Below are 15,336 nucleotides of genomic sequence, written 5' to 3'. Positions count from 1 at the left end.
ATGTTAAAGAAAAATATGGAAGCCATTATAACTGTTGTTGGATTTTTGGGTGCTGGTAAAACAACATTGTTGAAACATTTGATAGAAAATTTTTCTGCTAATGGATGGAATCCTTTTGTTATTCTTAATGATTACGAAAATGCCAATATGGATGTGCAACAATTTGCTAAACAAATTGAACTAAAGAACATTAAACCTTTAAGCGGCAGTTGTATCTGTTGTAGTGGTATAGATGAACTCAGAAACATTGTAAATAGAATTCCTGAAAGAGTACAGGGAGTTACGCTGATTGAAGCTAACGGAACATCAGACGCATGCTCACTAATGGAGTTTTTAGGTGTAGGAATGAATGATAGATTTTTGCCACCCATTCAGGTTTCTGTAATAGACGTTAAAAATTGGCAAAAGCGAGGAGAGCATAATGAACTGGAGGCTAATCAAATTCAGGTTTCTTCATTATTAGTTTTAACACATTTAGAAAAGATAAATCAAAATAGAAAAAATCTGGTGATTGATGAATTAAAAAAGCTGAACCCAGTAGCTACAATAGTAACTATGGAAAGTTTGGACACTCTATTACTACCTAAATTATTACCTTCAGTAAATATGGCACAAAAGTTAGATCATCAAAAAGCACATTGGTCTTCGTGTTCTATTGATTTGCCTGTTTTACCTAGTGAAAAATGTATACACGATATTTGTCGTGCACTTCCTAAAAGTATTCTCAGAGTAAAAGGTTGCACTAAAATAGGCAATGCAAAAGCATATACTTTTTTTGAACGCACTCCTGATGGTAAAGTATTTATAAGGCCATTTAATGGTGTTCCGATAACCGATTCTAAATTGTTGACTATTGGACCTGGTAGTGAACCTGCTTTTCTTGAAAAAACACTAAGAACCGTGCTCTCTATAAATGATGAAGTGCATTATCATAACGATAAGTAAATTATACGATTAATTGTACTTTTTAGTTATCGTAGAGATAGGAGCGTAGGAAAATGTGAATCAAATGGTTGTTATATGTTAAATCTTAAAAGAAGTAAATATTCTGTTTTGAGTAATTCTATCTAAGTTTATGATATGCGTCTGTAATTTCTCTTCAGCACTTCCAAACTTAGTATACAATTTAATTTTTAAAAATTTAGGTTCTTTAATATTTGGAATATAATCATTAGGAAGTTTGATGTTTAGATACCAATCTCCCTTTTCTGTATTTGCAATTATATACTCATCTGATGTATACTTATAAGTGAGTTCGTGATCTATAGTTTTTTTGTCTTTATTCATGGTATGACTTAAAACAAAATATTGCTTTTTTGGATTAATGTATTGCATTTCGAATTCTACAACGGGATGAGACCATTCTGTAACAACTCGTAAGTCATATTTAGGTAACATAAAAAACTTTTGATCAACATTTCTTAACCTCCATTTTTGATTACGTTTGGATAGCAAGTATTTAAAATCATTTTCTATTTGATTTTGTAATCCATTAAATGATTTTATTGCTTTAACCTTGTTCTTAGCAACCTTATTAAACAAATCAACAGATTTCTGATATTGTTTCTCATTAGAATAATTATTGGCTAAATCTAGATATATCTGTGATTGCAAAGGTGAAACATCAATAATTCTTTGATACACTTTTTGTGCACGATCAAATAACTCCCTTTTTTCAAGATTAAAAGCCAACACTTTAAGAACAGAAGTATTATTTGGAAATAATTCTATTAGATTGGAAAGAATCTGTATTCCTATATCTTTCTTATTATTATCAAAAAAATAATCAGAACATTCTACAAAAAAAGTGACATTATCTTTGTTAAACTCTCGCATATTAAGATACATTTTATATGCTTTATTGTAGTCAGATTCTTTTTTAAATAAGGTTATAAAATTAGATTCCGGACCATCAGATACAAGAAGTGGAGATGTAAAGATTTTAACCGGAATATTTTTGTTTTTCTGTTCTTTTTCTTTATTCCTACCGGATAGTTTTTTTCCACCTTTAGTAGTAATCAATATGATACCATTAACTCCTACAGAACCATACAGGTTAGTGGCTGCAAATCCTTTCAATACTTTTACACTTTCAACATTATAGGAATCAAGAATATCGAGATTACCGCCTGTAGGCACATCATCTATAAATACTGCAGGTTCAGTTGATCCTAAAAAGGTCTTTCGTGTACGTATTATAACATTATTTAGACTACTTTGACTATAAAGCTTTACTCCTGTAAATTTACCGGCTATTTCTTGTCCTAAGTCAATTTGATCATCGACCTCGACAGTCTGAACTGCATATCCTACGGATTTTTCATCCACTTTCCTCATTCCTACATCAACCATTATTCGCTCTTTTCGCACTTTGGATTTGACAATAGCGGCTTCTAAACTAGTCACTTTATCATTCATATTGATGTCAATAAAATTATCATCAGTAGTTACCTTTGCTATAACTTCTTCTTTATTAGCACTACTAAATACCAAAACATCCCCGGGTTCTACCGCAATTTTATAATTACCATTTTTATCTGTAATTGTACCTCTGTTTTTACCTTGTACCAGAACATTTATACCAGGTAAAACATCTATATCATCTTTAACGACGCCTTCTATATATTTTTTTTGTGAATCTGTATTTTTATTAGTGACAAACTCTAAGCGAATCATTTTTTTATTTTCTGTAATAACTTTTACACCAGAATTCGCATCTAGTTCTTGAAGGTTAATATGATACCCTAAACTATAAAAGGAAGTTTCATAAAGAAACTTTTTATTAATTTTTGGAGTACTACTTATAGTATATATTCTAGGACTGTATAAGTTTTTTTTAAATTCACCTAAATATCCATGTCCATCAGTAAAAAAAAGTAAGAAGTCAGCCGTTATCTTAGTATTTATTAAATCGAGATCCAACGCACTGTCATAATTGACATCACTAAGTTTTTGTTTTAGTGAACTCCAATCCGAGGATTTAATCTCTATGTGTTCATCCGTAACTAATTTAGAGTTTACGATAACTAGTTTTACTTTGACATTTGGGTGATCTTTGAAAAAAACATCCAAAAATTCAAGCTCCTTAGAGATATTCTTGTCTTTTTGCGAAAAAGATGCATCCCAATAGATAGCAACATTCTTAGATTCTTCAGCAGGTAGATTTTTTGCAAATAGGTTGACACCACATAAAAGAATAACGATGAATAGTATATATTTTCCCATAAAATTAAAAGTACAAAAAAAGATAGAAAAGTTTTCTAATTTTTTTTAAGATATTCTAAAAGTACAATCATTTATACTTTGATCTTTTTTCATTCTTTTATGAACGTATACGTAAGGACTAATTGAGTTTACTTGATAATAGGAGCGAAGTGAGAATAAATACTGGATGATTATGTTCTAGTTTATTTTTTTATTTAAAAGAATAAAAGAGTTACATTATTTTTGCTATTTATATACGTTTCATAAATCCTGAAGTTTTGTTAGATAAAAGACAGCAATTACCCCAAAAACAATTGATAGATACAGATTATTTCATTTACTGTTTAGAAGCAGTGGATGATATAGAAACAAACAAGATTACCGAAGCACAAGAAAAATTAGAAAAATTAACTTCGCAATATGGAGTAGCTAGTATTTATAAAACATGCGACACCATTGAAGGTTTAGAGGCTAGCTTAAATGCATTGGTCCTGGATGATCATTATTTTAAAAATTATGAAATCATCTACTTTGTGATAACAGGTGAAGCAAATAGTATTTGTTTGAATGATTACTATTACAGTTTACAGGAGATTGCAGAAATTTTTGAAGGAAGATTACAAGGAAAGATTTTACATTTTTCAAATGCAAAAGTGCTGGATTTAGACGAAGAAGAGGCACAATATTTTTTGGATATTACCGGCGCAAAAGGTGTTTCTGGATACGGTAATCCATATAATGGAATCACTAGTTCTAATCTTGATATCGCATTCTTTAACTTATTTAAAGAAGATGAGAATATGCTAGATGTTGTAGAAGAGTTGCACCAAAGACATTATAAAGCCTGTAAACTACTTGATTTTAGATTGTATTACTAAATGTGCTTTAGTTTACTTGGATTCCCTATTATTTTGAGTTGTTACACTTAGCTTTTACGGCTTTTAAAAATATTACTTTCGCTACTGTGGTACAGTATCGCAATTCTTCAAATCAAAAATAAGATTGCGTACAAGTTATGCTTTCGCGATAATGCCGTACATCCCTTGATGTTTTTTATTTAACACAAACTCAAAAAATATGTTTTATCCACCCATTTTGTATGCCAAGATCGTGATGTAAGTAGGAAACAGTGTCTAAACCTTAGACATTTGCAGCATATTAATAATAAAAACAATCAGTATGAAAAATTACATCCTAGTATTAGCGATGCTCCTTACAATTCAATGTATACATGCCCAATCTAAAATTGATAAAGATGTAAATACATCCGTTATTAATTTAGTTATTGTTAATGATAACGGAGATATTTTATTAAAAAAAGCAACAATCGGTTGGATAACAATAGGTGCATTTTATGAGAAAAGACATACTATAAATGAAGTTATCGATAGTATCTCCAAGAAATATGGAGTATCCATAACAAAACCAAACCTTAAAGGTGTTTTTACTTATAAATTTGATTTTAATAACGCTGTAAGTATACGACAGATGTATGTCGCTAAATCTACTACGAATGATTTACCAACAAATAAAAATGTAGAATTCCGTTGGGCTCCAAAAGAAGAGGCTATAGAAAAATTTAAAAGTACCATTCCATCTTTGGGCGAAATGATAGCGCAAGTTATAGAGTATCCTAAAGTAGTTTGGGGTGGATCTTTTTTAATTAAAAGAGAAAACAATAAAATGGCCTCTATTATTACGGAAAATTTTTATCCAATAAGCGACGCTTCCACATATAGAGAATCAGCACATCATCCTGCAGTTGTGCAGACTCTCCAAAAATATATGGAAGGTAGTTCTTATAACAAGAGAGAAATGTTACTAAATGCCTTTTCAGACAATGCGACATTATATCTAACCAACAGAGATGGAGATTTCAAAAAATATTCCCCAAGTGAATATGCTGATTTTTTTAAAAACGCTGAAAAAGGAAAGTTCAATGGGAGGGATGCTAAAATTTTAGAGGTTACTGTTACAAAAGATATCGCAACAGCAAAAGTTGAAATTGCTGGCCCTAATAGAGCATGGGTGTATATTGATTTATTCTTGCTAAAAAAGTTTAAAAATGATTGGAAAATTATTAGTAAAACAGCAACAAGAGTAGATAAATAATATAAAGAAGAATGCTGTAGTATTTGTTGTGACCGGGAAAATTACAGCTACTAATAAACTTTGCGTATCCTATAAACGTAGGAGGGAAGCGTAATATGTATGTATAACCATATAAATTAAGAAGAAAGATGTTTTTATTTAATCAAATCCTTGTTTTTTACTAAAATAGCATTGATTTTTACTCATTAGAATTTTTGTCGTCTAACTATTTTTGTACTTCAAAAGAAATTATAGCGTAAACATTAGAAAGTATAAATAAAGAGATTTTTATGAATAAAACCATACTAATAACAGGGAGTACAGACGGAATTGGAAAATTAACAGCTGTAAAACTTGCTAAAGATGGACATACCATTTACGTTCATGGTAGAAATAAAGAAAAATTACAAGGTGTAATTTTAGAGATAAAAGAAGTTTCAGGGAATAATAATGTAGATGGTTTTGTTGCCGATTTTTCAGATTTAGAGGATGTGAAACGAATGGTAACTAACATAAGGAACAAGGTTTCTAAAATAGATGTACTAATTAATAACGCAGGAATTTTTAAAACTTCAGCAACTAGTAAATTTGAAAACTTTGATATTAGGCTAGTGGTTAATTATTTTGCACCTTATGTTTTAACCAATGCAATACTTCCATTACTAAAAAACTCTGAATCATCACGTATTATAAATTTAAGTTCGGCAGCTCAATCACATGTTACAGATACGATGCTAGCTGGAGTTGGTAATGTTAATGCTAATGAAGCCTATGCTCAAAGTAAGCTGGCATTAACGATGTGGAGTTTTGCTTTTGCAAAAGAAAACCCAAGTATTACTACGATTGCTGTAAACCCTGGTTCTTTATTAAATACCAACATGGCAAATGAAGCCTATGGACAACATTGGTCGCCAGCATCAAAAGGTTCTGATATATTATATGATTTAGCAATTTCAGAAGACTATAAAGACAGCACAGGTAAGTATTTTGATAATGATAAAGGCAATCCGAAAGGTAATTTTGCCAAAGCCCATCAAGATGCTTATGATGATGAATTAATTACAAAATTAGTTACCAAAACAGAAGAAATAGTTGGTTAAATCATGCCTAGAACTATATTTGAAAATATCGTGATTAAAAAGTTTAAAGATGTAACAGCGTTAGCTTTTTGTCAATACACACCCATACGATTTTTTGAAATATTATTTATTGAAAAAGGCTCTGGTACACTAATTATCAATAATCATCGAGTAGCTTATAATGACAATCAAATTTTTATTTTTATACCTAGCGACCAGTACAATTTTGAAATAAAAACACCAACAACGGTCTCTGCTGTCAAATTTCTTAACAGTTTTTTTGGTGATATGTTATCAGATGAAAATAAAGCGCAACGCAAGCAATGGTTTAAAAAAATAGAAACCATATTACACGGTGCTAATAGAACATCACATTTAAAATTTCAATCTAAAACTGATGAAAGTAGTATTCTTTCTTTATTCACAGTACTATGCAACGAGTATAATGATGAAAATTTAAAAAGTGAAACTATCTTAAAATCTGTATTACATTCCATACTTCACTTAATATCTAGAAACATTGACTTTGTTTCAACAGATATTACTGATTCTAAGATTCAGGGCATTATCAATTACATTCATCATTACGTTCATGATTCTGAAAAACTCTCGAAGAAAGAGTTGTCAAACCAATTCCATATTTCAGAAAATTACATTAGTCAATACTTTAAAAGCAACATGGGAATTGGTTTAAAAAAATACATACTTAATTACAAATTAAAATTGGCGGAAACACGTCTTAAATACACCAATTCTACTGTTTCAGAAATTGCTCACGAATTAGGATTTACTGATAGTAGTCATCTAGATAAAACATTCAAGGTATATAAAGGAATGACTGCAAAAAACTACCAAGCCAACCTAAAAGACTCTCAATAGTATCCTTTCCTCGTTTTTTACTAAAACCTCTTTTTTTCTTACCAAATCTAACCACAGACGCTAAAGTACATTTGCATTATAATTTTAAAACAATAGTTATAATGAAAAATTCACAAGATGTTTTTGAGAGCCATATGAAGGCTGTTGATACATTAAACGCTTCAAATGTAGCAGAAGATTATTCAGATGATGCATTGTTTATTACTCCAGAAAAAACCTATAAAGGTAAGTCCGAGATATTAGAATTCTATACAGAGTTCTTGCCAAATTTCGAAGATTTTCAATTCAATACCATCAAACAAGAAACGAACGGTAAGGTGGTTTACTTCGTTTGGAATGGAAAAAATAAACACATAGACTTACGGCTAGCTACGGACACTTACATTATTGAAAACGGAAAGATAAAACAGCACACATTCGCCTCAGTAAACAATTAAATAATAACTCTAAAAATCAAATAAAATGGATTACAAAAATTTTCAAACATTCACAGCAAAACAAAACGGTGGAATTTTAACAGTAGATATTAACTTTGGACCTGTCAATGTACAAGGACAAGAAATGTTAGCAGACCTAAGTAGTCTTTGCTTACGATTAGAAAGAGACAGAAGCGTAAAAGTGGTTGTTTTTCAATCTTCAAATCCTGGTTATTGGGTATGTCATTATGATACCAACTTGCTAAGAGATATGTCTGAAGAAGTTGTGCCAAGAAGTGAGGTTAAGTTACTTGATCTACAGTCTGTATTAGAACGATTAAGCAACGTGCCACAAGCAACTATTGCAAAAATTGAAGGTTTTGCGCGTGGTGGCGGGCACGAAATGGCATTAGCATTAGATATGCGTTTTGCTGCAAGAGGTAAAGCTACGTTTATGCAAATGGAAGTTGGTATGGGAATTTTACCATGTGGTGGGGGAGCGTCTCGTATGGCAAGGCAAGCTGGACTTGGTAAAGCATTGGAAATTATTTTAGGAGCTAGAGATTGGGATGCTGATGAAGCGGAAAAATTCGGAACGATAAATAAAGCTTTGGATGCAGATGAAATAGGACCTTATGTAGATGCACTAGCAGAACGTATTTCTAAATTCCCTGCAGAATCTATTGAAGCTTGTAAACGCGCTGTGTACGCATCTATAGATTTACCAATTGCAGATGCTTTGAAAGAAGAAGCGTACCAATTATTTCAGGCAACCCCCAAAACGCCAGCGATTAAGCGTTTTACGATTGCAGATGAAAATGGGGCACAATTTGACCATAATAACCAGAAAAACTGGGAAAGCATGTTACTAGATTTACAAGAAATTAAAAGAGATTAACTTTTTTGTAGCTAAGATTGATTTATTACATAAAACGAATGTCTTTCATAGTAAAGGCATTCGCTTTTAATAAAAACATTAAAAAAATGAAAAAAAATAATACACTCGCACAAGCCCGTGCGCTCACTCAGCCATCTCGTGAAGCATCATTGAAACGGGAAGCCTCTGTATCACATTTTTGGAACAGTAACAGAAAATTGCTCGAAGATGCTTGGGCAGCGTGGGAAATCGAAAATAAAGATAACTTACTTATCCCTGACGAAACACTGCTTGATCCACGCTTGCGACAAGCTATTAATGATGCTTGGGAAAACCCAGAAAAAGAAAATGCTGTTGCCGATTTATGGGAAGAAATTATTCCCGGAGTTTATACTGCACAGTTTTTTGACCTTAAACGCCTAGCGGAATTCCGAGATTATTTAGAAGCTGTAGCAAATTCACAAATCCCTAAACGCGCACCATACGGAATCCAATTAAATCGTTACGGGGTTATGCTTGATCCACGCTCCGAAGGACATCTGGCTGCGCCTAATTTTCAAGCATTTTACGACGATATGATGAACCGATATATGCGTCCGATTGCTCGTTTGTTACTGGGGACTTATGGCTATGATAACCAAACATTTGGTTTTTCCATTCAGTATAATCCTGACAAGGATAAAGATTTGCACGCGCATACTGATGCTTCAGCCGCTACTTTGAATATCAATATGAACCTACCTGATGAAGAATTTACAGGTTCACAAGTTGATTTCCATGATAAAACCACAGGAAAAACGGTACAAACTATTTTTGAACCAGGTAAAGCAATAATTCATCGCGGTAATGTCCCACATGCTACACATCCAATCATTAGTGGACAACGTAGTAATCTGGTGGTCTGGTTATATGGAGACCATATGCAAATCCCACGAGGTAGCACCAATAGCTATGGTAGTTCTGAAAACTCAATAACTGAATTTGATGATACAAAAACTATAACAGCACGCCAGCGTTGGAGTATACCAGACGGACCGAAAGATACTTTTGCGCCATTCTAAAAAGTGAAATTCTGTGTTATTAAATTTATGGGGCTATTTTTAGTTATAGTAACACAGTTTTAGTAAATCATCATTCATTAATCAGGAACACGAGATTAGTAGATCATTTGTGTTTTGTTAGTTTTTATTTCATTTATATAGAAATGCGGAAATTAATAATCATATAGCTATAAATATGTAGAAATTCCTAATCACTGAGAATCGCATAATTGAAAAAACTTGAACCATTGTACGAAATATTAGATTTATTAGAATTAGTAATATTGGTCTCTTGATTAATGAATTTATCTATAAACAATAAATAATTAGGGTATGGTTTAAAATATTCTATTTTACATAATATAAATTATAGTACAAATGTATATTGTAGCAAATTGGCGGATGCTTGCATTTTACATAGTTGCAGATATCATAACACCGTCAGGTGTTTTATATCGTCAGCAATTATGTAAAAGCCAATTTACGACACGCTAAGTTTATCTGTATCTATAATTTAGTATTATGTAAAATATCCCACAGTAATTCCATTTCATAGCCATTTTAGCTACTGGGGTCATCATAATTCCAAAAAAGCTATTATTTAAACATCCTGCTCACATTTGTAGCTATAATTTGCCGTTATGTAAAATTGCCGCTGCCTATGCGCTCGATTGTTTTGTATAACAAAATGCTTCTGGCATTTTATTCTACACACAATATTCAGCCACATAGCCAACTAGGTTGTTTATAAATCGCGTATTTGATTAATTATGCGTAAAAAAAGTTTTTATGCGATTCTCGTGAAAGTTCCCGCATAAGCATAAAATTACTCTGCGAGATAATTTCTATGCATATGCTAACCACAGAATACAGATTAAACTTTTCTAAGAGTTTGCATTATCTTTTTTTCTTGACCCTTCGATAAACTCAAGGTAAATGACAAAAGAACAAAAAAACCTGTGCTGAGCTTGCCGAAGCATCAAGGCTTCCCAAAACTTTGGAAACAATGTACGGCTCAATCACTATATTTTAGAAAACATTGGAACTGATTAAGATTGCTTTGAACTAGCCTTTAGCCTAGTTATTCTTAAGAATATGTATTGCTAACCCTCTAAAATATATACGCTCATTCACCTATTGTTTATGCCAAAGTTTTCAGAGGCCATTTTAAAGCTTCTAGGTTCTATTTTACATAATGTTTTAATAGAAATTTAATTTAACCTTTATGAAAAAAAACATTCCAAACTAATTAGTATTTTGTAAGACATAAAATTCTAAAAAGCAATGATGGCATTTAACATTAGTCTAAACTATCAAGATGAAAAGCTGAAAAACCCTTCAATCATGGATAAGATTGATGTCTTCGAAGACCAGATTCTTTATTCTCTATTTTATCCAGCGGAAATGCTTGCTAAGCAAATCGATCAGTACTCTTATTCTAATAGTATACTAATGCACGTGTTAAATTATTTTGAAATGATTGCTCAATATCTAAAAGGAAAAAATAGTGATGGACAGTCCCGTGTATTTTTTAATTATGGATTAAAAGCTATTATTCCGGGTCTATTTGATCATGCAGAACAATTGATGGCAGAATTTGATCCTGAATCTCCTATTCCTCCGAGGTATAGCCCAGAAAGTAATGCATATGTTATGCAGAAAGAATTTGCCGAAGAAAACTACAAGTTAGTAACTAAAGGTTTTTACAAACTTGGTCGCTGTGGGGTATTTCATAGTAGTTTCCCAAAAAAAGGTTTTTCTATAACTAATAATCCAAGTATCCTTATGACTTCAGGAGAAATAAGTGGTAATGAAATGGGGATTGTTCTTAATCCTTGGGCTATGTTACAACATATCAAAGCCCACTTCCTCGAATATATTAAAAGTCTTCGTAGAGAAGAAAAACCAAATATTGAGAACTTCGAAATTAGATTTGATATGGAATGGAATCATATATATGAAAACTGATAAATACATGTATTATTAATTTCTTAACTTTATACTAAAGGGAATAAATCAACTTAATAGATGGCAAAAAAACTAAAAAATATATTTAAGATCGAAAATTACACAACTAGTCAGTTTTTCCTATTAATACTTCTTATTATTCTTATAATCCCACCTTTAGCATCCTACTTTCCCTTAATGTTTGACTTCTATGATTTTTCGAATACGGGAGGAATTGGAGACACTATTGGTGGAATTACAGCACCTTTTATAAATGGACTAGCCGCTATTCTAGTTTTTTTAGCTTTTAAGGCTCAGATTAAAGCTAATGAAATTTTCAAAAACCAAGAAGAGGAAAGAACAATTCTTGATCAGATTAAGATGATTCAACAAAGCGAGTTTAAAACAGATGATTTCATCTTTTTGACAAATAACATTCTTGAATTTGCAACTCCTTTAGATGATTTATATTTAGATAAGGTAAATAGGATTATTTATTTTACTACCGAAATTAGTTTAACTTACAAATTAATAGAAAAGTATGGCGGAGATAAAGATTTTATGTATAAAAAACTGTATTATCTATATGTAATTAACTACCAAAATTTAGTATTAAAACTCGACTCTGGCCTGTTTGATCTACTAAATAATAATGGTGTTCATATAAAGAACAGAAAATATGTTGTTGACCTTAACCACCAATTTAAATTTCTAAGTGAAAGTTTAAGTTTCCCTAATAAATTTGCTGAAATCTCGCTTAAATGGAAAGCAGCAAAGGATAAATTGATTAAGGAACAAACTAAAAATGATTGAAATTACTAAGATTTTAAGTGAATATACCATTCCACACGCATTCCCCTACTTTACTATTGTCTTCTCGGTTTCCATTCGAATGGAAAAAAATGCCAATCAAAATTTAACTCATTCCTATCGCGAATTTTTTGAATCTTATCAATTAAACGATATCTGTGATTAGCACCAACAAGAAACACTGCTTTTTTAGGTTTATTTATTTTAAAGTAGTTATCAATAAGATGAATCCATTGATTTTCTCGTAGGTCATTCCATTTCAACCATTCAGAATAGAATTCTGATAACTCTTGATTGTTCACCTTATCTATGAAGTATCTTTCCAGGGAATTTTTATCTCTAAATATTTTATCACTCTCAGTGCTGTTTAAAAAAAATAAACCATTAGAAAACGTTTCATTTAATATCATATTAGACGCATTTGAATATACCTTCATTTTTCTTCCAATCAAATCAAACATACCTTCAAGACGACTGTCAAAAGGATCTTTATTCACATCAATAGGAACTATTTCAATAGGTTTTTCTTTGATTAACCTTCTTAAGACGTTCATTTCTGGATTGTTAACATCAGTCCTCTTTAAATATTGAGGTAATTTTTCAGGTGAAGCCTCACAAAAAACTACTTCAGGAGAAATTTCTTCGATAATTTTATATAATTCTTCAGATGTACAAGCTCCACCTTCTGAATGAGCAGTTCCTAAAACGATAATAATAGACATACAGCTATTTCTTTGATTCCTTGACGTCAAATGTCAGACCAATTGATGATTCATTTAACTTTTTGTAAAATCAATGACAGAAATTCAAATAATGCAAGAAAAGGATGTCGATATGTCATTAAAGCGTCTATTTCTTTTCCATTCCACACACATTCCCCTACTCTCCTACCGTCGTTTCGGGCAATAAGTGTTCCATTACCTTTTTTAAAGAAGCTTTTAGCTCACAGGATTTTTATTTTTTAGAGGAGTTCGTGAATCTTCGATTTCGTTAGAAAACTTTTAAAGAATATGTAGAAGTAATAAAAGTCAACGCACCTCCTAGCCCACAATTTTAAGGATTATCAATCTTCAAAATTATGTTGTACCAAAGTAAAGTGATCCTCCTTCACTACGTTGCGGCGGACAGGCGCCACGCAAGTACATTATAGTACAAATATCTTTATATGAGTAAAACGGTCGTATTTCAACATTTGAAATTTCTGTGATGCGATGTTAAAATTAAATATTTAGTATAATAAATAATAAAATTCTAAATTTTAAGTTAGATGGTAATAAACACAAAATAACTAGCGTGTGGAATTCTAGTTATTCACTTACTCACCAACTAACTAACTAACATGAAAAATAAATTCCTCAAAGCCCAAATTTTTATTTGCTTATTCCTAGTAGCAACACCTATTCAATATATTTTATCACACGGAACTGTAACCTACCCTCCTAGTCGGGTTTGGAATTGTTTTCAAGAAGGTCCGGAAAGTCCAGATTCTCCTGCTTGTGAAGATGCAATCATCGGTTGGGGAACGCAAGCTTTCTATGATTGGAATGAAGTAGCACGAATGGATGCAGGTGGCATGCATCAAGCCATTATTTCTGACGGTAACCTTGCCAGTGCTGGACGACCAGACAAGTATGGTGGATTAGACCAGGTAAGAAATGATTGGGTAGCTACGTCGGTTACTCCTGGACCAATAACTGTAACCTGGACCAATACCGCACCACATGAAACCTTGTATTATAGAGTATATATAACCAAAGCGAGTTGGACTCCTGATCAACCATTAACTTGGGATAGCCTAGAACTTCTTGTAGAAACCGCTCCTAGGCCTTCTGCTGCAACAGATAATATAGATGTCATATTACCACAAAGAACAGGTAAACACGTTATTTATAGTGTTTGGCAACGATCTCTTACCGCAGAGGCTTTTTATTCTACAAGTGATGTTGATTTTGGATCCTCAGAAGTAAATCTAGCACCAGAAGCTATATTCTCTAGTGATAATGGATATTGTGGAGGACCAAATGTTGATTTTAGTGCTGCAAGTTCTTATGATCCTAATGGAGATGAACTAACGTATACTTGGGATTTTGGAGATGGAACAACTGCTGAAGGCGCTGAAGTTTCTCATAGCTATGAAAATTTAGATACTGCTATGGTTACACTTACCGTTAGTGATGGAGAATTTAGTACTGGTACCACAGAAACCATTAATTTAGTTAGAACTCCTGATTGTAATGACTTGTTTTGTCCTTTTGATGCACCAAGAGAAAGTGCTTTACCTTCTGTAAACGAAACGTATCAATTTGCCTATGTAAAAGGTGATAACGGACCTGATTTAAGTGATATGTTTAAATTCTTTATTAACTGGGATTTAAATAATTCAGGCTTATATAATTTTGATTATCAAACAATAGGTACGTATACTTCCTTTTTAGATATTATAACACATAATTTTAATGAAACTAATCCAGAAGTTACCTTTTCCGGTGCTCAAATAGAAAGATTGGATGGTTCGTATTTTGTAACAATCGATAATGATGGTAATTTAGTTATGGTATCTAAGACTGGCGACTTTACTATATATTTTAGTAAATCTGAAGTAGAACCTAATTGTGGGCAAGTATTATCTACTGACGATTTTGAATCTGATACTACACTAGGTATACAAAATTACCCGAATCCATTTACTAAAACAACGACCATCGAGTATTCATTAGCTCAGGAATCACCTGTAAGTCTAAAAATATTTGACCTAAAAGGTCAGCTAGTGAAGACTATTGATAATAACCTACAACGCGCAGGAAAACACAAAGTGGTTGTAGACTTATCAAATATGAATACGGGCATATACATCTATGTGATCAAAACTAAAAATGCAAGTGCAACGAAACGCATGATTCTAAAAAGATAATTTTAATGAATTAGTTATAAAACTATAACGTACATCCGAATGGAAAATAATACACTATTTTCCATTCGGGTTTTATGAATTC

Annotated in this window: 13 protein-coding genes; 11 read left to right on the top strand and 2 right to left on the bottom strand. The window is 32.0% G+C overall.

Going from position 1 to position 15,336, the window contains the following annotated elements:
• A complete protein-coding gene (locus D1818_RS02270; RefSeq protein ID WP_233558573.1) occupies positions 1–945 on the top strand; it encodes a GTP-binding protein in 945 nt (314 codons plus the stop codon).
• A gap of 78 nt (positions 946–1,023) precedes the next feature.
• On the opposite strand, the gene D1818_RS02265 is transcribed toward D1818_RS02270, so the two are convergent.
• Positions 1,024–3,225, bottom strand: a complete 2,202-nt coding sequence (locus tag D1818_RS02265; RefSeq protein ID WP_118455989.1) for a lipopolysaccharide assembly protein LapB — start codon at positions 3,223–3,225, stop codon at positions 1,024–1,026.
• Between the two features lie 257 nt (positions 3,226–3,482).
• On the opposite strand from D1818_RS02265, the gene D1818_RS02260 reads away from it, so the two are divergent.
• The 9 genes from D1818_RS02260 to D1818_RS02220 all read left to right on the top strand — a co-directional run bounded on the left by D1818_RS02260 (position 3,483) and on the right by D1818_RS02220 (position 12,346).
• On the top strand, positions 3,483–4,082 hold the full coding sequence (locus tag D1818_RS02260) for a DUF6642 family protein (protein ID WP_118455987.1): 600 nt from the start codon (positions 3,483–3,485) through the stop codon (positions 4,080–4,082).
• Positions 4,083–4,383: 301 nt separating this feature from the next.
• Positions 4,384–5,316 (top strand): nuclear transport factor 2 family protein, encoded by a 933-nt coding sequence (locus D1818_RS25680; RefSeq protein WP_233558574.1) that lies wholly within the window; start codon positions 4,384–4,386, stop codon positions 5,314–5,316.
• A 269-nt stretch (positions 5,317–5,585) separates the two neighbouring features.
• Positions 5,586–6,395: an SDR family NAD(P)-dependent oxidoreductase gene (locus D1818_RS02250; RefSeq protein WP_118455985.1), complete on the top strand. Its 810-nt coding sequence runs from the start codon at positions 5,586–5,588 to the stop codon at positions 6,393–6,395.
• A gap of 3 nt (positions 6,396–6,398) precedes the next feature.
• Positions 6,399–7,253, top strand: a complete 855-nt coding sequence (locus D1818_RS02245) for an AraC family transcriptional regulator (protein ID WP_118455983.1) — start codon at positions 6,399–6,401, stop codon at positions 7,251–7,253.
• 101 nt (positions 7,254–7,354) lie between these two features.
• Positions 7,355–7,690, top strand: a complete 336-nt coding sequence (locus tag D1818_RS02240) for a nuclear transport factor 2 family protein (RefSeq protein WP_118455981.1) — start codon at positions 7,355–7,357, stop codon at positions 7,688–7,690.
• A 25-nt stretch (positions 7,691–7,715) separates the two neighbouring features.
• Positions 7,716–8,567 carry an enoyl-CoA hydratase/isomerase family protein gene (locus tag D1818_RS02235; protein ID WP_118455979.1) on the top strand — a complete coding sequence of 284 codons (852 nt, stop codon included), beginning with the start codon at positions 7,716–7,718 and terminating at the stop codon, positions 8,565–8,567.
• A gap of 38 nt (positions 8,568–8,605) precedes the next feature.
• Positions 8,606–9,607: a 2OG-Fe(II) oxygenase gene (locus tag D1818_RS02230; RefSeq protein WP_233558634.1), complete on the top strand. Its 1,002-nt coding sequence runs from the start codon at positions 8,606–8,608 to the stop codon at positions 9,605–9,607.
• A 1,266-nt stretch (positions 9,608–10,873) separates the two neighbouring features.
• A complete protein-coding gene (locus tag D1818_RS02225; RefSeq protein WP_120752574.1) occupies positions 10,874–11,554 on the top strand; it encodes a hypothetical protein in 681 nt (226 codons plus the stop codon).
• Positions 11,555–11,614: 60 nt separating this feature from the next.
• Positions 11,615–12,346: a hypothetical protein gene (locus tag D1818_RS02220; protein WP_118455975.1), complete on the top strand. Its 732-nt coding sequence runs from the start codon at positions 11,615–11,617 to the stop codon at positions 12,344–12,346.
• 53 nt (positions 12,347–12,399) lie between these two features.
• Here the strand turns inward: D1818_RS02220 and D1818_RS02215 are convergent, their stop codons facing one another.
• The gene (locus tag D1818_RS02215) at positions 12,400–13,065 is read right to left on the bottom strand and encodes a hypothetical protein (protein WP_118455972.1); all 666 of its coding nucleotides are present in this window, start codon (positions 13,063–13,065) and stop codon (positions 12,400–12,402) included.
• 617 nt (positions 13,066–13,682) lie between these two features.
• Here D1818_RS02215 and D1818_RS02210 point away from each other — a divergent pair.
• Positions 13,683–15,254, top strand: coding sequence for a lytic polysaccharide monooxygenase (locus tag D1818_RS02210; protein ID WP_118455970.1), 1,572 nt, complete (start codon positions 13,683–13,685; stop codon positions 15,252–15,254).
• The last annotated feature ends 82 nt before the right edge of the window (positions 15,255–15,336 follow it).

The organism is Aquimarina sp. BL5, from assembly GCF_003443675.1.
GTDB lineage: Bacteria > Bacteroidota > Bacteroidia > Flavobacteriales > Flavobacteriaceae > Aquimarina.
This window is presented reverse-complemented; position numbering and strand designations above follow the sequence as displayed.